This is a genomic window from Variovorax trehalosi (genome assembly GCF_051216415.1).
Taxonomy (GTDB): domain Bacteria; phylum Pseudomonadota; class Gammaproteobacteria; order Burkholderiales; family Burkholderiaceae_C; genus Variovorax.
Map to the genome: position 1 here is coordinate 140,174 of NZ_JBPJZG010000006.1, position 15,287 is coordinate 155,460.

General features: G+C 65.9%; 18 protein-coding genes and 2 tRNA genes. 2 read left to right on the top strand and 18 right to left on the bottom strand.

Features of this window, described 5'->3' with window-relative positions; all coding sequences use genetic code 11:
- Nucleotides 1-153: 153 nt before the first annotated feature.
- The 3 genes from ACSFA7_RS22640 to ACSFA7_RS22650 form a co-directional block, all read right to left on the bottom strand.
- Nucleotides 154-444: a hypothetical protein gene (locus ACSFA7_RS22640; protein WP_435501446.1), complete on the bottom strand. Its 291-nt coding sequence runs from the start codon at nt 442-444 to the stop codon at nt 154-156.
- A gap of 11 nt (nt 445-455) precedes the next feature.
- Nucleotides 456-1,802 (bottom strand): phage integrase central domain-containing protein, encoded by a 1,347-nt coding sequence (locus tag ACSFA7_RS22645; protein ID WP_435501447.1) that lies wholly within the window; start codon nt 1,800-1,802, stop codon nt 456-458.
- Between the two features lie 309 nt (nt 1,803-2,111).
- Complete coding sequence (locus ACSFA7_RS22650) at nt 2,112-2,519, bottom strand: hypothetical protein (protein ID WP_435501448.1); 408 nt, start codon at nt 2,517-2,519, stop codon at nt 2,112-2,114.
- Nucleotides 2,520-2,726: 207 nt separating this feature from the next.
- Here ACSFA7_RS22650 and ACSFA7_RS22655 point away from each other — a divergent pair, with 207 nt between their 5' ends.
- Nucleotides 2,727-2,969, top strand: coding sequence for a hypothetical protein (locus ACSFA7_RS22655; RefSeq protein ID WP_435501449.1), 243 nt, complete (start codon nt 2,727-2,729; stop codon nt 2,967-2,969).
- A gap of 91 nt (nt 2,970-3,060) precedes the next feature.
- Here ACSFA7_RS22655 and ACSFA7_RS22660 read toward each other — a convergent pair whose 3' ends face one another.
- The 5 genes from ACSFA7_RS22660 to ACSFA7_RS22680 all read right to left on the bottom strand — a co-directional run bounded on the left by ACSFA7_RS22660 (nt 3,061) and on the right by ACSFA7_RS22680 (nt 4,673).
- Complete coding sequence (locus ACSFA7_RS22660) at nt 3,061-3,624, bottom strand: HNH endonuclease (RefSeq protein ID WP_435501450.1); 564 nt, start codon at nt 3,622-3,624, stop codon at nt 3,061-3,063.
- 57 nt (nt 3,625-3,681) lie between these two features.
- Nucleotides 3,682-3,755 (bottom strand) — tRNA-His (locus ACSFA7_RS22665).
- A 25-nt stretch (nt 3,756-3,780) separates the two neighbouring features.
- Complete coding sequence (locus ACSFA7_RS22670; RefSeq protein ID WP_435501451.1) at nt 3,781-3,987, bottom strand: short-chain dehydrogenase; 207 nt, start codon at nt 3,985-3,987, stop codon at nt 3,781-3,783.
- Nucleotides 3,988-4,023: 36 nt separating this feature from the next.
- Nucleotides 4,024-4,100 (bottom strand) — tRNA-Arg (locus ACSFA7_RS22675).
- 369 nt (nt 4,101-4,469) lie between these two features.
- Nucleotides 4,470-4,673, bottom strand: coding sequence for a hypothetical protein (locus tag ACSFA7_RS22680; protein ID WP_435501452.1), 204 nt, complete (start codon nt 4,671-4,673; stop codon nt 4,470-4,472).
- Nucleotides 4,674-4,823: 150 nt separating this feature from the next.
- On the opposite strand from ACSFA7_RS22680, the gene ACSFA7_RS22685 reads away from it, so the two are divergent.
- On the top strand, nt 4,824-5,207 hold the full coding sequence (locus tag ACSFA7_RS22685) for a hypothetical protein (protein WP_435501453.1): 384 nt from the start codon (nt 4,824-4,826) through the stop codon (nt 5,205-5,207).
- Between the two features lie 3 nt (nt 5,208-5,210).
- Here the strand turns inward: ACSFA7_RS22685 and ACSFA7_RS22690 are convergent, their stop codons facing one another.
- From ACSFA7_RS22690 to ACSFA7_RS22735, 10 genes are all read right to left on the bottom strand, one after another.
- Entirely contained in the window at nt 5,211-5,675 is a 465-nt protein-coding gene (locus ACSFA7_RS22690; RefSeq protein ID WP_435501454.1) for an acyl-CoA thioesterase, read from the bottom strand.
- A gap of 2 nt (nt 5,676-5,677) precedes the next feature.
- A complete protein-coding gene (locus ACSFA7_RS22695) occupies nt 5,678-6,208 on the bottom strand; it encodes a MarR family winged helix-turn-helix transcriptional regulator (protein WP_435501455.1) in 531 nt (176 codons plus the stop codon).
- Complete coding sequence (locus ACSFA7_RS22700) at nt 6,205-6,981, bottom strand: SDR family NAD(P)-dependent oxidoreductase (RefSeq protein WP_435501456.1); 777 nt, start codon at nt 6,979-6,981, stop codon at nt 6,205-6,207. Before ACSFA7_RS22700 ends, ACSFA7_RS22695 begins: the two co-directional genes overlap by 4 nt.
- A gap of 105 nt (nt 6,982-7,086) precedes the next feature.
- Entirely contained in the window at nt 7,087-8,673 is a 1,587-nt protein-coding gene (locus tag ACSFA7_RS22705; protein ID WP_435501457.1) for an ATP-dependent acyl-CoA ligase, read from the bottom strand.
- Complete coding sequence (locus tag ACSFA7_RS22710; protein WP_042582496.1) at nt 8,663-9,394, bottom strand: ABC transporter ATP-binding protein; 732 nt, start codon at nt 9,392-9,394, stop codon at nt 8,663-8,665. The genes ACSFA7_RS22705 and ACSFA7_RS22710 overlap by 11 nt, the downstream gene beginning before the upstream one ends.
- The gene (locus tag ACSFA7_RS22715) at nt 9,391-11,178 is read right to left on the bottom strand and encodes a branched-chain amino acid ABC transporter ATP-binding protein/permease (protein WP_435501458.1); all 1,788 of its coding nucleotides are present in this window, start codon (nt 11,176-11,178) and stop codon (nt 9,391-9,393) included. The genes ACSFA7_RS22710 and ACSFA7_RS22715 overlap by 4 nt, the downstream gene beginning before the upstream one ends.
- Nucleotides 11,175-12,230, bottom strand: coding sequence for a branched-chain amino acid ABC transporter permease (locus ACSFA7_RS22720; RefSeq protein WP_435501459.1), 1,056 nt, complete (start codon nt 12,228-12,230; stop codon nt 11,175-11,177). The genes ACSFA7_RS22715 and ACSFA7_RS22720 overlap by 4 nt, the downstream gene beginning before the upstream one ends.
- A gap of 61 nt (nt 12,231-12,291) precedes the next feature.
- Complete coding sequence (locus ACSFA7_RS22725; RefSeq protein ID WP_435501460.1) at nt 12,292-13,455, bottom strand: ABC transporter substrate-binding protein; 1,164 nt, start codon at nt 13,453-13,455, stop codon at nt 12,292-12,294.
- A 40-nt stretch (nt 13,456-13,495) separates the two neighbouring features.
- Nucleotides 13,496-13,960 (bottom strand): aromatic-ring-hydroxylating dioxygenase subunit beta, encoded by a 465-nt coding sequence (locus tag ACSFA7_RS22730; protein WP_435501461.1) that lies wholly within the window; start codon nt 13,958-13,960, stop codon nt 13,496-13,498.
- The gene (locus tag ACSFA7_RS22735) at nt 13,957-15,276 is read right to left on the bottom strand and encodes an aromatic ring-hydroxylating dioxygenase subunit alpha (protein ID WP_435501462.1); all 1,320 of its coding nucleotides are present in this window, start codon (nt 15,274-15,276) and stop codon (nt 13,957-13,959) included. The genes ACSFA7_RS22730 and ACSFA7_RS22735 overlap by 4 nt, the downstream gene beginning before the upstream one ends.
- Nucleotides 15,277-15,287: the final 11 nt, after the last annotated feature.

The window sequence follows — 15,287 nt, forward strand, 5'->3', positions numbered from 1 at the left end:
ACATGCTTGGCCCAAAGTTTGATGATGGCCTTAGGTTATCTTGTCAAGATAACCTCGTCAAGCATACCAATGTCATCGCTTCGACGCGCCCAGCGGTGGTCGCGGGCATGGCCGCCGAAGCGGGCTGACGGGAAGGTTGGCGTTCAGGCTCGCTCAGGGGCCCCGCGCGCTGCGCCGCGCATCCTCGATCACGCCAGACGCCAGCGCCCAACATGCAGCAGACACCGCGAAGTCGGCATAGGCGTTCGCGGCGCGTTCGAGCAGCGCCGACATTTCGGGATCGGCGTCGTACTTCGCGAAGAGCGGCTCCATCCTAGGAAACACGCCTGCCGAAAGCAAATCAGCGCGGCCGGCGATCACGTCTCGCAGCCATCGCTGATCCGCTCGTCGCTCGCGGGCAGCGATGGAGGCGCGCGTGGACGCTATGAAATCGGCGAAGGTCATGCCGCCCTGCTCTACGCGGCTTTCTTCGCGACCGGCATCTTGACCACGTTGCCGGCGCCCTTGCCCTCCAGGAGACGGTGCAGCGTTTCGAGAGCGGCGCGCTTCTCGTCGAGATACTCGTGCCCGTCGTAGTGCCTGGCCTGCACACCCGCGACGCCATGGCTTTGCAAGCGGCCCCGATCGTCGCGGGACACGCGCGCACTTGCCAGAAGCGTCTCGACGCCGGACCTGATCCGCTTGGCGTTGAACCCCTCGATAGGCGGCTCTGCGGCGCCTGCGGCCTCGACGGCCCAGTTTGCGAGCGTTGTGGGGCTCAGGTGCGTTTCACCGCCGTCGGTGGACATCGCGTACACGCCGGCAGGCTTCAGCGCCGCCATGGCCTTCGCCGCGGCCGGAATGAGTGGCACGAGGTGCGGCCGGGCTGGCTTGCCGGGTCGCCCCTTCCCATCGAACAGAAGAATGCTGTCCGTGGACACGCTAGCCGTCATCACGACGACGAGTTGCCGAATGCGCTGCCCACCAGTCAGCAAATGCACACGCAACGCCGCGCCCTTCGTGCCGTCGAGGTGCTTGATCGCACCCCAGTACCTGCGCATCTCGTCGCCAGTCAGAGGGTTCTTGTCGGCCCGGTTCGCCGATTCGTCCGGCGCAGTGTCCGCGGCCGGGTTGGTCGTGATGCCGTAGCTCTTGAATGCCACCGGAATGCTCGCCTTCGACCTCGACGCTTTTGCCACCTGAAACGCCGCTCGCACGTAGCTCCGCAGCTTGTTGGCCGTCCGGTCCTTGCCACTCTCGATCAGCTTTCGCATCACGTCGGCAACCTCCTCCGATGTGACCTCGCCCGCCTGCTTGTCGGCCAGCTTCGGCCACGCGCCCTTGATGTGCAACTTGAAGATGCTGCGCGCATCGACGTGCGATCCGCGGCCCAGGCCCTTCAGATAGTCGCAGTAGGCCTCCAACATCTTGTAGAACGTGTGCTCCTTGCCAGCCGCCTGCGTCCGGGCGGCGAGTTCGCGCTCGGCCCGGCGGCGCTCTTGCAGCACCGCGTAGCCTCCCTCGTCGGCGCTGTCTCGATGCTCCTTCGCCATGGCCTCTGCCGCTCGAAATGCGGCGCGTATCGAGTAGCCCTTGGTCGTGGGCTCGACGGACTTCGGGGGCGCGCTTGAGTCGTAGGTGCCGATCGGGACGCGCGTGGTCTTCCCGGCCAGCGTGAACCGCCAATAGACGTGCACGTCGCCCCCGCCCAGCTTGCGTGCCTCTACCGTTCCGGCGCCGACGCCGACCTTCCCTAAGGACGCAAAGGCGCCCGGCTTCAGCCCATTGATTACCTGCCCCGGGGTTGCTGCTCCATCTGCCATACGGCCTCTTCCTGTGTGATAACGACTGTCACCATTCTAAATTCGGTGACAGGCTGGTGACAGTCTAGGGGGGCATGAAGTGGATGAAATAGACAGTTCTGACCGTGCTTTTTCCCTCTGTAAGGTCCACCTCCTTCGGAAGATCGTCAGTATCGTCAGTGAAGTACAGAAATGTCGGACTCTTAATCCGTAGGTCGAGTGTTCGAGTCACTCAGGGCCCACCACCAACATGGCGGAAACGCTGAAAAAGCCTGCTACCTCACCGGTAGCAGGCTTTTTTATTTGTCTGGCGGCATCGCACGAATCTGCTCAGCCGTTGCGAGCGATCCAGTCATCGACAAAGCGCACGAGCACATCGCGCTTCTCGCCGACCTCGGCCACCAAGTACTGCCGCGCATGCGTCTGCGCCAGTTCGTTCGACAGGAACCATTGCTCCCGCTCTGGGCTGCCTTGCGGCGGTGGCGTGCCCCAGGCCGCAATGCGCTTGCCGAGAAACGCCTCGGTGACCGGAAGTCGCCCATCCGTCTTGCCGATGTCCGACAGCACGTTGCGCGGCCCGCCGAGCGTGACGCGCGCCTGGACGATGTCGCCCTCCGCGTGAATGGCGGCGCCGAGGCCACCGGCCTGATGCACCTGCCAGAGCTGCTCCGCCGAGGCATGGCGGATCCAGCTGTCGAGTGCGCGCGTCAAACTCTCGAGGATGATTTCTTGGTTCATATATGCACTATTTCACATTTACAAATGACGACTTCGGTTGACGGTGGCCCATCTCCACAACGTCCGGTGCATGACATGGCATCTTGTACCCGCTGTCACACAGCACAACAATCAGGATTTCAGGGACATCACATCGAAGCAGAAAAAGCTCGTTGAACCCGCTTCGGCGGGTTATTTTTTGCTCTCCTCCATCCAGTGCGAACGGCGATGTCCGGTGACAACACAATCCACTGGCCCGGCAAAGTGATTTGCGGCCTGCGCTATATTTCTCCCATGGAAAAGGCTTCCGACATAGGCAAACCCACCGTCCCCATCGACCTGATCGGGCCGGAGCACTGGGGTCGCTCCAGGCGCGGCAATGGTCGGGTCACCAAAGTGCTCTGCATCATCGTCGGCGGCCTCGCGGCTGCAGGGGTGATCGCCTATCGATTCTTCGGCGTCGGGCGCTGAACGTTCCATCCGCACAATGAAAAGCCCGCTGTCCGACGACAGCGGGCTTTTTTCATGAGGGTCGTCAAGCCAGTGCGCAGCCCCATCCCTCTCATTGAAGCCGCGAGCCCTTGGGCAGCCGCCTCGCCAACCACTCGTGCACGTCCGTGCGAATGTTGCGGCCTTCAAGCAGGAAGTTCTCGAAGCGACTCGGCACATAGGGCAGATACACCAGCGGCATCCCGGCTTCCTCGGGCGTGCGCGCGGCCTTCCTGTTGTTGCAGACGGCGCACGCGCTCACCAGGTTGGTCCAAGTCCACGGACCGCCGCGCGATTCGGGCAGCACGTGCTCGCATTGCAGATCGCGCTCGAGGAACACGCCCGCGCAGTACGCGCAGGTGTGGCGGTCGCGGCGCACCAGCTTGCCCTTGGTGACGCTGGGCACCACGTCGAACAGGTTGATCCTCGAGGCGCCACGCAGCGCAATGATGGGTGCCACGTCGATGCGCGACTGCACACCGCGCGCCACGTTGAAACCGCCGCGCAGCGTGGCCAGCGGCAGGTCGCCGTCTTCCCACGCGACCGATTCGGTGGCGTAGTGCAGCACCGCCTGCTCCAGCGAAATCCAGGCTTGCGGCGTGCCCTGAATATCGAGTTGCAGGACGTGAGGGTGCATGGTGGCTCGCCTCCTTTTGCGGCGATGGATGAATGGGTTGAAGAAGAAAAGATGAGGTGGGGTGCACGAACGGAATCGAACCGTCGTCAGCGGGACCACAACCCGCGGCTCTGCCATTGAGCTACGCACACCGTAGAGAGAAAACCGATCGGTCGGCTACCACTCACCCATTTCGCGCACGCGCTGGTCGAGATCGAGGCACTCACGCAAGCGCAAATGGCCAAGCGAAGCGGATGGGTCCGCTGCCACGCGACGCGCATCGCCGCCAATACCCAAACGGCGAAGCAAAGCGAGCACCATGCGGCTACGCGGCTGGGCCGGGCGCACGATGATCATCCGGATCGGGGTGTTGCGCTTGCGCATGGTGACTCCTTGGTTGTGGTGACAGCAAAACAAAAATGGCCCCACGTGCACGACTCGAACGTGCAACCCCTTGCTTCGTAGGCAAGTGCTCTGATCCATTGAGCTAACGCGAGATGAAAACAAAAAGTGTCCGGTTACGAGTTCCGGCGCCGCCCAATCTTTGCGGCCGGTTTCCGCGGAAGGACCATCTGCAATGGCCCGGTCCCGCTCGGGTTCGGTGCGAAAAAACGAATGACCGCTTTTCCATTTCGGTTGTGTCCTCACGCGACGGACAGCGCGCTGGGCGCTGCCCCGTACGACGTCGCTGCACAGGAGGGATCAGTTCCTGCACATCCCGCCAGACCGTCTACGCGGTGGGTTCTGGCGGTGTGGTGAAGGCACACCCGAAATGGCAAAGCACAAAAAGCAAAAAACAAAACAAAAAGGCCCGGAAACCTTTCGGTGTCCGGGCCTCTGCTGGAGAGAGCTTGGAAGGTATGCGCCTATGCGCAACCTCCACCCGGTAGCACCTGATCCTCGAACTTGCCAACGCGCAGGCGGGCTGCGGTTTGCGTGGCATGCACGTAGCTCTGGCGCAGATTCGATTTCGACGACGGCATGTCGAACCCACCGCCACACGACCACACGCGCACGAACGCCCGGCCCGATGCGGGTCGAATGTTGGTGAGGGTCAATGCGGTGTTCACGATGGTTCCTGGTAAAAAATTGCCGCTGTCGGCTGTAAGGGGTTGGAAAAAGGGACGGCTTGAGCCGCGAGTGAGGCAACTGTAAATAGTGTTTACGGCGACGTCAACAACCGGGACAATCTTTTCTTGTCTTGTTGTTGTTTTTGAACAGTGCCCAATACCACCGTCGCGCGCCGTCGCAATGTCCTTGCGCTGCATCGCCGCTTTCTCGAGGGCGCCATTGCCGCCGGCCTGCCAGCCAAGGGGCTGGACCAGTCCTTTGCGAAGAAGATCGAAATCTCCCCCAGCATGTGGAGCCAGATCAAGAGCTCTCGGCCCATCGGCGACAACCTCGCGCGGCAGATCGAGCGGCATTGCGATGTGGAGACCGGCTGGCTCGACAAGGAAGACCGGCCCTCCGAAGTGCCCGATGCGGCGGAAGAGCGCTTCATCGCGGCCGCGCGCGAGGCGTGGCGAACGGCCAATGCCAAAGGGAAGCGAGAACTCAGCGGCTGGCTGAAGAAACACGCGCAGGACGCCGACACAACGCCTTGAAGTTCAACTCGCCAACGCCGGTGCGTCGCGCAGGATCGCCGCGCGCATGTCGTCGGGAATGGCAACCGCTCGATGCGTCTCGAGCGATGTCGTCACGATCACCTGCGTCATCTGCATGCGCACTTCGCCGCTCTCGGCACCGAAGCAGCGCACTGCCAGCGTCATCGAGCGCGAACCCAGCCGCTCCACGGTGAGGCCAAGCGTCACATGGTCGCCCATCCGACTCACGGCGCGGAAGTCCACCTCGAGCTTCACGGTCGGCAGACCGATGCGGCGCTGCGCCACGAGCCCGTGATAGCTCAGGCCGAGCCCGTCGTTCACCCAGTCTTCGACGAGCCCGTTGAGCATCACGAAGTACTGCGGATAGAACACGATGCCCGCCGGGTCGCAGTCAGAGAACCGGATCAGCCGCGGCCGCCGGAACTCCGTGCTTGCCGCCGTCAGGTCGACATGAGTGGCATCGCCCATGCTCAGCCCTCCTCGCCGGCAGCCTCGCCGCGCATCACGTGCACGCGCAGCAGCCCGAGCTGGCTGTGCATCTGCTTGACCGTCTTCATGTCGAGGCCCGAGAACATCTCGAGGATCCACTGCTCGTGCTCGCTCGCCATCGCCTCGAAAGTGCGCCGCCCCGCGGGTGTGAGGCTCACGATCCATGCGCGGCGGTCGTCGGGGCTGGGCGCGCGCGCCACCATGCCTTCGCGTTCGAGTTCGTCGGTCAGGCCGGTCACGTTGCCGCCGGTCACCATCAGGTAGCGCGACAGCACGCGCATCTTGAGCCCGTCCTTGTAGCGATAGAGCTGCGCCATGTAGTCGAAGCGCGCGAGCGAGATGCCGAAGCGTTCGCGCAGCCGACGGCGGATCTCGGCCTCGATCTGCGTGGTGCTCGCGAGCATGCGCAGCCACAGCTTGAGCATCGCGTGGTCTTCGTGACCGGCGCGTGCTTCATGACCGAGTTCTTCGGCATCGCTCAGTGCCGCATGCGAGGCGTCGTTGCGTGTCATGTCACTTCTCCTCCCGAAACAGAGATCGACTGGCCGGTGACCGACGCCGCACCCTCGCCGCACAGCCAGCGCACTGCGTCGGCCACCTCGGACGGCTGCACGATGCGCTTCTGCGGATTCACGCTGGAGAACTCCGCCAGCGCATCGGCCTCGCTCCGGCCGGTCTTGCCGACCACGTTGGCGACGCTGTTGCGCAGGATGTCGGTGTCGGTATAGCCCGGACACACGGCATTCACCGTGATGCCCTTGCGCGCCACTTCGAGCGCGAGCGAGCGCGTGAGGCCGATCACGCCGTGCTTGGCTGCGGTGTAGGCCGAGACGTAGGCATAGCCCTTCTGCCCCGCCGTGCTCGCGATGTTGACGATGCGGCCCCAACCGGCTTCAAGCATGTCGGGCAGTGCGGCCTGCGCGCACAAGAAGCTGCCTGTAAGGTTCACCGACAGCATCCGCTGCCAGAGCTCGACCGAGGTCTTGAGGAACGGCGCGCTCTCGGCGGCACCTGCGTTGTTGACAAGGATGATGATCGGGCCTCGCGCTGCACGGGCCTGCGCGAAGGCCGCCTGCACGCCCTCCGGGTCGGCCACATCGGCGGTAGTCACGCCATGTCCACTGCCGGCGAGCGTATCGGCCACGCGCTGAAGCGCCTCGCGGTCGCGCCCGAGCAGGGTCAGCACGGCGCCCTCGGCCGCCAGGGTTCGCGCGATCTCCGCACCGATGCCGCGCGCAGCGCCGGTCACGAGCGCATGCCGGCCAATGAGTAGATTTGATTGCATGCCTGAATTGTTTAGTTCTGAATCATTTTAACGGTGCTGCACGACCCGGGCTGTCACCGCATGAAACGCCCGCCATTCAGGTCCAGCGGCGCGGTGCGCTTGGACTTACGGCCTGACGGGCCGACCATCCCAGGTTTGTGGCCCCACGCCGCGCTCGCGCAGCTTGAATTTCTGCACCTTGCCGTTCTCGGTGCGCGGCAGGTCGGGCAGGACGTCGATGTAGCGCGGCACCGCGAAGTAAGGCAGGCGGCCCTCGCAGAAGCGTGACAACTCCACCGGATCGATGCGCTCGCCCTCGCGCGCGACCAGCGCGGCCATCACCTCGTCCTCGGCCAGTTCGGACCGCACGGGGTACACGGCACACGAGGCCACGCCGGGGTGACTCAGCAGCACCTGCTCGACCTCGAACGAAGAGATGTTCTCCCCGCGTCGGCGGATCGCGTCCTTGATGCGGTCGACGAAGCGGAACGCCCCGTCGGCATCGCGCACCACGCGGTCACCCGTGTGGAACCACAGGTTGCGCCAGGCCTCGACGGTCTTCTCCGGCATGTTGAAGTAGCCGCTCGCGAAGGCATACGGTTCGTCCGCACGCAGCAGCAGTTCGCCGGCCTCGCCGGGCGGCAGCGCCACGTCGTCTTCATCGGCCACGCAGGCCTGGAAGCCGGGGCGCAGCCAGCCCATGACGCCACCGCGCGGCGAATCGGGCGCGGTGGCGATCGCGAAGTTGGTTTCCGTCGAGCCGTAGCCCTCGAGCAGCGACACGCCCGTGCGCGCCTTGAACGCCTGCCCCGCCGCCGCCGGCACGCCCGGCCCGAGCCCGATGCGCACGCGGTGATCGCGCTCGCCTTCGCCCTCGGGCTGGGCCAGCAGGATGGGCACCATCGCACCGAGCAGGTAGACCACGGTCGCACCGCTCGCACGCATCGACGGCCAGAAGCCCGATGCCGAAAAGCGCGACTCGAACACCACTTCGGCCCCCGTCAGCGCAGCCTGCGCGAAGGTGTTGAGCGCGTTGATGTGAAAGAGCGGCAGCGTGGTGCACAGCACGTCGTCGCGGCCGACACCGAGCACCTCGGCACTGTTCACGCCCCACCAGAAATACTGCGCATGCGGGCAGATCACGCCCTTGGCCGGGCCGGTGGTGCCCGAGGTGTAGAGGATGGCCAGCGGGTCGCCCGGCTGCACCGCTGCAGACGCGATGGCCTCCGCCCCTTGCGGATAGATCGACACACGCACGCCGACGAGCGGCTCCCACGCGGCGCTGGCCTCGCCCACCACCCACACTTCGCGCAACGCCGTGCGAGCGAGATCTGCTGTCTTCAATCGCTCGAGAAAACCCGCCTCGATCACCAGCAGTTTCGCCGCGCTGTTGGCCAGAAAGTATTCGATCTGCGGCCCCATCGACGCCGTGTTGACCGGCACGACCGACGCGCCCAACCACCCGGCTCCGAGAAAGGTTTCGAGAAACTCGATGCGGTTGCCGCACATCACCGCGATGCGGTCACCGCGCGCCACACCGGCCTGCGCGAGCGCCCCGGCACGCACCGCGGCCGCTTTTGCCGCGTCACCGTGCGTCCACTGCCGCCCTGCGATCCGCAGCAGCGGTCTCGCCCCGAACAGCGCCGCCTGCCGCTGCAGCATTGCGGGCAGCGTGCGCTGCGCCGGCGGCAGTGCGCGCACCTCACTCGTCATCGTGCGTGCCCCCTCCGAGATAGGTCGCCTGCACGCGCGGGTCGCTCGCGAGTTCGGCCGAGGCGCCCGAAAGTGCGATCTCGCCGGTCTCCAGCACATAGCCTTCGTCCGAGCTTTCGAGTGCGGCGCGCGCGTTCTGTTCGACCAGCAGGATCGAGACGCCGTCATCCCGCAGCTTGCGCACGATAGTGAGGATGTCCCGCACGATCAGCGGTGCGAGGCCGAGGCTGGGCTCGTCGAGCATCAACAGGCGCGGCGCCGACATCAGCGCACGCCCCACTGCCAGCATCTGCCGCTCGCCGCCCGAGAGCGTGTCGGCGCGCTGCGCGCGGCGCTCGGCCAGCCGCGGAAAGCGGTCGTACACCGACTGCAGCCGCTTTTTCATCGCATCGCCGCGCAACCGCTTGGCATAGGCACCGAGCTGCAGGTTGTCGAGCACGGTGAGCTCACCGAACAGCTCGCGCTTCTCGGGCACGAGGCACAGGCCACGCTCCACGCGCGCCTCCACATCGAGCCCTTGCAGGTCTTCGCCTTCGAAGCGCAGCGTGCCCTTGCACGGCAGGAGCCCCATGGCGGCGGCCAGCAGCGTGGTTTTGCCCGCGCCGTTCGGCCCGATCACCGAAATGATCTGGCCAGGCTGCAAGTCGAGCGACACACCGCGCACAGCCTCGACCTGTCCGTAGGAAACATGCAGGTCACCGATCTCCAGCATCGCGGTCATACAACGCTCCCCAGGTAAGCCGCCTGCACACGCTCGTCGGCACGTACCGCCGACGGCACGCCCTCCACGAGCTTGGAGCCGAAGTTCATCACCACCAGTCGGTCCACCAGTTTCATCACGAAGTCCATGTCGTGTTCGACGATCAGGATGGTCACGCCCTCTTCGCGCAGCTTGCGCAGCAGGTCGCCGAGCGCCATCTTTTCCTTGCGGCGCAGGCCCGCCGCGGGCTCATCGAGCACCAGCAGCACCGGATCGGCAGCCAGCGCTCGCGCGATCTCCAGGATGCGCTGCGTGCCCAGCGGCAGGCTGCCCGCAAGTTCGTGCGCGCGGTCGCCGAGGCCGATGCGTTCGAGCTGGCGCTGCGCCTCCTGCAGGATCTGCATCTCTTCCCTGCGATCGAGCCGCAGGCCCGCCTTCAGGATGCCCGAGCGTGTGCGCGAATGCGCGCCCAGCGCCACGTTGTCGAGCAGGCTCATGTGCGGGCGCAGCTTCACGTGCTGGAAGGTGCGCGCCAGTCCCAGCCGGGCCACCTGCCGCTGCGGCATGCCGGCGATGTCGTGGTCAAGGAAGCGCACCTGCCCCGAGGTCATCGGCAGCGTGCAGGTCAGCAGGTTGAACATGGTCGACTTGCCCGCGCCGTTCGGCCCGATCAGCCCGACGATCTCGCCGGCCTTCACGTCGAAGCTCACGTCGTTCACCGCCACCAGCCCGCCGAAGCGCTTGACCGCGCCATTCACCGACAGCACCTGCGTGCCGCGCGCCGGCAGTTGGCGATGCGGCAGCGGATCGACCGGCGGTGCATCGTGGCGCGATATACCCTGCGTGCCACCGCGCCGACGCGTCCAGCGCCGCAGCAATCCCATCAACCCGCCACGCGCAAAGTGCAGCAGCAGGATGAAGAGCGCGGCGAAGGCCACGGCCTCCAGCTGCCCGGCACGCTGGGTGAGCATCGGCAGCACGTCTTGCAGGCCGTTCTTCAGCACCAGCACCAGCGCGGCGCCGACGAGCGCGCCCGCGAGTTGCCCGAGCCCGCCAGCCACCGCCATCAGCAGGTACTCGATGCTCGCGCGCACGTCGAAGGGCGACGGGCTCACGAAGCGGTTCATGTGCGCATAGAGCCAGCCCGCCAGCCCCGCGAAGAGCGCGGCCGTGACGAAGAGCGTGAGGCGCACGCGGTACGCATCCGCCCCCACGCTCGCCAGCAGCGTCGCGCCGCCACGCAGCCCGCGAATCGCGCGGCCCGGGCGCGACTGCAGCAGGTTGTGGCTGAACAGGCAGGCGAGCCCCACCACCACCCAGATCAGGTAGTACATCGACCGCGGATCGGCCAGCGACCAGCCCGCGATCTGCAGCGCCGGAATGTTCGACAGACCCGTATGCCGCCCGAGCGCATCGACATTGCCGAACAGCATCGCGATCGACAGGCCCCACGCGATCGTGCTGAGCGGCAGGAAGTGCCCGCCGAGCCGTAGCGTGAGCATGCCGATGGCAAGCGCCGAAAGGCCCGTGAGCAGCAGCGCGAACAAGAGGCCAATCCACGGCGACATGCCTTGTGCAGTCGTGAGCCACGCCGTCGCATAGGCCGCGATGCCCACGAAGGCGGCCTGCCCGAACGAGGTCGCGCCGCCCACACCGGTGAGCAGCACCAGCCCGAGCGCTACCAGCGCGCCGATGCCGATGTCGTTGAGCAGCGAGACCGTGAAGCTGCCCGCCACCGCCGGCACCAGTGCGAGCACGACGACCACCGCGGCGATCCAGCCCATGCGTTTGCGGTTGCCGTTCATTGGTCCACCTCGTCTTCTTCCTCTTCGGAGTGCGCGGCCATGAAGGACCGCAGCATGAGCACCGGTATGAGCAGGCTGAACACGATCACGTCTTTCAACGCGCCGCTCCAGAACGAGGCAAAGCTCTCCACCACCCCGACCGCGAGCGCGCCCACGGCCGTCATCGGGTAGCTCACGAGCCCGCCGATGATCGCGGCCACGAAGGCCTTCAGGCCGATGATGAAACCGGAGTCGTAGTACATCGTCGTCACCGGCGCGATCAGCACGCCGATGAGGCCGGCGAGCAGCGAAGCGCAGCCATATGCCAGCAACGCCGTGCGCACCGGCCGGATGCCGACCAGCCGCGCGCCTACCCGGTTGACCGCCGTGGCGCGCAGCGCCTTGCCGGCCACCGTTCGCTCGAACACCAGGAAGAACAGGCCGCTCAACACGATCGCCGCGCCCACCATCAGCACCACCTGGCCGCTGACCGTGAACCCATCGCCGAGCGTGAACACCGCGCTCGTAAGTGGCGTGGTGCGCGAACCTTCAGGACCGAAGAACAGCAGGCCCAGGCCCGAGAGCAGGAAGTGCAGCGCCAGCGAAACGATGAGCAGCACCAGCACCGATGCATCGGCAATCGGCTGGAACACCACCCGTGCGAGCAGCGGCGCGATAGGCACCACCAGCAGCACGGCGACGGCAATGTGCACCGCGACCGGCACGCCGGGCCGCGCCGCGATCCATGCGAGCACGCACGGGATCGCGGGCAGCACGCCCCACATCAGCACCGCCTTCGGAATGCGCGAGCCCTCGCCGCGCCGCAGCAGGCTACCGATTTCCGTCGCCAGCGCCAGCGCCGCGAGCACCGCCACCATGCCGATGGTCGCCGGCACGCGGCCGGTTTCGAAGGCCGCGAGCGACAGCGCCGCGAAGGCCGCGATGTCGCCGAACGGCACGAACACCACGCGCGTCACGGAAAAGATCAGCACCAGCCCGAGCCCGGCCAGCAGGTAGACGGCACCGTTGGCCAGGCCGTCTGTGATGAGGATCAGCGCGACGTTCCACGTCATAGGAAAACCTCAGGCGTTGCTTTCATCTTTTTTCTTGTCTTCTTCGGGAAGGGAGCGTTGATCAAGGGGCCAGCTTCCACTGGCCGTTGTCGAGCTTGACGATCACGCGGGCGCGCTCGTCCACGCCGTAAAGGCTGCCGGGCTTGAAGGTGTAGACGCCGTGCGTGCCCACCACTTCCTTGGTACTGAAGATCGCATCGCGCAATGCGACGCGGAACTCTGCCGTTCCCGGCTCGGCCTTCTTCATCGCGCGCGAAGCGGCATCGGCAAACACCAGCCAGCCATCGAAGGAATAGGCCGAGAAGGCATCGCTGGTCGGCGCGTTGTTGACCTTCTGGAACATCGCGCGGAAATCGGTCGCGATCTTCTTGGTCGGGTAGCTGTCGGGCAGCTGCTCGGCGACGATCACCGGGCCAGTAGGCATCAGTGCGTTCTGGCCCGCCGCGCCGACCACACGCACGAAGTCGGGGTTGATGAGCCCGTGCTGGCCGTACACCCCGCCCTTGTAGCCGCGCTCCTGCAGCGCGAGGAACGGCAGCGCACCCGGCGTGCCGGCGCCGCCGGTCATCACCGCGTCGGGGCGCAACGCCACGATCTTGAGCACCTGGCCGGTCACCGAGGCATCGGCGCGCGCATAGCGCTCGTTGCTCACCACCTTGATGCCGGCGCCGGGCGCGGCCTTCATGAGCGCGTCGTACACCAGGTCGCCCCACGCATCGGTGAAGCCGATGTAGCCCACGGTCTTCACGTTGTTGCGCTTCATGCGCTCGACCACCGCGTCGATCATCAGCTGCGTGGGCTGCGCGACCGTCATGACCCATGGGTTCTCGTTCGGATCGAGCAGGATGGGCGTGAGTCCGATCATCGGCGTCTTCGCTTCCTTGCCGACCTGCGCCATCGCGATGGCGGCCGGCACGCCCGAGGTACCCATGAGCACGTCGACCTTGTCTTCCTCGATGAGCTTGCGCGCATTGCGCCCGGCCGTGGTCGGATCGGAGCCGTCGTCCAGCACGATGAGCTGCACCTTGCGGCCATTGATCTCGGGCTTGTAAGCGAGCGCTGCCTGCATGCCCTTCGCATAGGGCACGCCCAACGAGGAGTTCGGCCCCGAGAGCGACACGCTCAGGCCGACCTTCAGATCGGCTGCGAAAACGCTCGCAACGCCACAGGCGGTCAGCGCCGCGGCGAGGGCACCGCGCGTCAAGGTCAGCATCAGGCTCTTCATGTCGTAGCTCCGGTGAGGATGGTTGGAATGGACAGGTAACTCAGATGAACAACTGGATCGCCGGCAACGCGCGCGCGGCGTTGAGCAGGTCGATGCGCTTCTGACGGATGGCCCAGCCCGAGGCTGTGCGCACGAGGTGGTGGCGGGCGGTGCCGCTCAGCAGGCTCTGGGATTCGCCGCGCGCCTCGACGTAGAGGAACGGCGTGCGAAGGCGCACTTCGCCGTCGGTCTCTTCCTCGATGCGCGAAGGCTGTAGCACATGCTGGCTGTGACTCGCGGGATGCTGCGAATGCGCGCGCGGGTTCTTCAGGCGATCGACGCGCAGCTGCAGCAGCAGCCGGTCTTCGTAGGCCAGCGAGTTGTGCGAGAACGGATCGGCCTGCGCCGCACCAAGCAGCGGCACCCAATAGTGGCCGTCGTCGGCGAAGAGCGCCAGCCAGTCATCGAAGCGCCGCTCGTCCAGCAGCGCGGCCTCGTGGGCGACGAAATCGCGTGGGTCGTTCATGCCGCGACCTCCAATGCCATCGCCTTCGCCCAGGCGCGGAACTGGTTGCGCATGAGCAACTCGTTCGTGCCGTTGGTGGTGATGGTCGACTGCGCGAGTTCGGCCGCATCGAAGTTGCGGTGCAGGCTCACCCACTCGTTGCCACCGGCGCGCAGGCCCTGCTGGATGCTCTCGAACAGGTGCACGTCGTCGTGCGCCACCACCGACATCGGCGAGAACACGAGCCGGTTGTAGCTCATCGCGCGCTCGAACAGCAGTGCGGGCGCACCGGCCGCGCGGAAGCTCCAGGCCTCGATCAGCGTGCGGTCGGCGGCGAGCGGGCGGATCACGCGGATGGCCTGCGGCGAGCCCTTGACCGACAGGCTGGGATAGAAGACCGAGTTCTGCGGCGAGCGCTGCAGGATGTCGGCCGCACGCTCGGCCCCGTGCGCGGCTTGCATCGCGGCCTCGTACTCGGGCAACTGCGCGTAGTTGGAATGGATGCTGAAGTTCACCCCGAGCACGCTGTGCCCGTTGGCGAACACCCGCCCGCCCATCCTATCGAAGAACTCGTAGCCCGATCCGAAGGGCAGGATCTGCTCCATCGCCATCGGCTTGGGGTCAGAAGGCGCATGGCCCTCCCACAGCGCCTCGGCCGCCTTGGTGGCCGACTCGTGCGTCGACATCGGGTGCACCGTGTCGTTGATGTTCTCCAGGTACATCTTCCAGTTGCAATGGACGATATTGCGCAGCACGCCGCCGCCCACGGTGAGCTTGCCCTCGGGCGAGCGGTCGACCATGTTGTCGATCGCGCCGAGCACCTCGCCGAAGTAGTCCTCGAACGTGGGGCCGGCGTCGGAAAGCCGCACGAATACGAAGTCGCGGTAGACCTTCACATGCTTCACCACCGAAAGCCCCTGCCCCGATTCGCAGGCCTTGAGCTGCGTGCCCTCGTACCCGTTCTTCAGCGGCAGGCCGAGTGGCGCGCCGTCGAGCTTGTAGGTCCACGCGTGGTACGGGCAGCGGAAGAAGCGGCCGGTGTTGCCGCTCTCGTCCGTCACCAGCTGCGTGCCCTTGTGGGCGCAGCGGTTGTACATGACATGCACTGCGCCATCGGGCTGCCGCACCATCAGGAGCGGCCGGCCTGCGACCTCCTGCGTCACGAAGTCGCCCGCCTCCGGCACCTGGCTTGCATGGCCGAGAAAGACCCAGGTGTTGGCGAACAGGCGCTCCTGTTCGAGCGCGAAGATCTCCTCGCTCAGGTACAGGTCGCGGTGCACGCGGTCGTCCTGCACCAGGGCGGCGATGCAGTCGGGGTGATAGCGGTAGCTGGTCATCAGCGGGCGCT

Excerpts from the sequence above, each read along its gene's own strand:
- ACSFA7_RS22645 (WP_435501447.1), bottom strand. The coding sequence starts at position 1,802 with ATGGCAGATGGAGCAGCAACCCCGGGGCAGGTAATCAATGGGCTGAAG.
- ACSFA7_RS22710 (WP_042582496.1), bottom strand. The coding sequence starts at position 9,394 with ATGACCGCGATGCTGGAGATCGGTGACCTGCATGTTTCCTACGGACAG.
- ACSFA7_RS22650 (WP_435501448.1), bottom strand. The coding sequence starts at position 2,519 with ATGAACCAAGAAATCATCCTCGAGAGTTTGACGCGCGCACTCGACAGC.
- ACSFA7_RS22715 (WP_435501458.1), bottom strand. The coding sequence starts at position 11,178 with ATGAACGGCAACCGCAAACGCATGGGCTGGATCGCCGCGGTGGTCGTC.
- ACSFA7_RS22695 (WP_435501455.1), bottom strand. The coding sequence starts at position 6,208 with ATGACACGCAACGACGCCTCGCATGCGGCACTGAGCGATGCCGAAGAA.
- ACSFA7_RS22690 (WP_435501454.1), bottom strand. The coding sequence starts at position 5,675 with ATGGGCGATGCCACTCATGTCGACCTGACGGCGGCAAGCACGGAGTTC.
- ACSFA7_RS22705 (WP_435501457.1), bottom strand. The coding sequence starts at position 8,673 with ATGACGAGTGAGGTGCGCGCACTGCCGCCGGCGCAGCGCACGCTGCCC.
- ACSFA7_RS22670 (WP_435501451.1), bottom strand. The coding sequence starts at position 3,987 with ATGCGCAAGCGCAACACCCCGATCCGGATGATCATCGTGCGCCCGGCC.
- ACSFA7_RS22725 (WP_435501460.1), bottom strand. The coding sequence starts at position 13,455 with ATGAAGAGCCTGATGCTGACCTTGACGCGCGGTGCCCTCGCCGCGGCG.
- ACSFA7_RS22660 (WP_435501450.1), bottom strand. The coding sequence starts at position 3,624 with ATGCACCCTCACGTCCTGCAACTCGATATTCAGGGCACGCCGCAAGCC.
- ACSFA7_RS22730 (WP_435501461.1), bottom strand. The coding sequence starts at position 13,960 with ATGAACGACCCACGCGATTTCGTCGCCCACGAGGCCGCGCTGCTGGAC.
- ACSFA7_RS22655 (WP_435501449.1), top strand. The coding sequence starts at position 2,727 with ATGTCCGGTGACAACACAATCCACTGGCCCGGCAAAGTGATTTGCGGC.
- ACSFA7_RS22720 (WP_435501459.1), bottom strand. The coding sequence starts at position 12,230 with ATGACGTGGAACGTCGCGCTGATCCTCATCACAGACGGCCTGGCCAAC.
- ACSFA7_RS22735 (WP_435501462.1), bottom strand. The coding sequence starts at position 15,276 with ATGACCAGCTACCGCTATCACCCCGACTGCATCGCCGCCCTGGTGCAG.
- ACSFA7_RS22700 (WP_435501456.1), bottom strand. The coding sequence starts at position 6,981 with ATGCAATCAAATCTACTCATTGGCCGGCATGCGCTCGTGACCGGCGCT.
- ACSFA7_RS22640 (WP_435501446.1), bottom strand. The coding sequence starts at position 444 with ATGACCTTCGCCGATTTCATAGCGTCCACGCGCGCCTCCATCGCTGCC.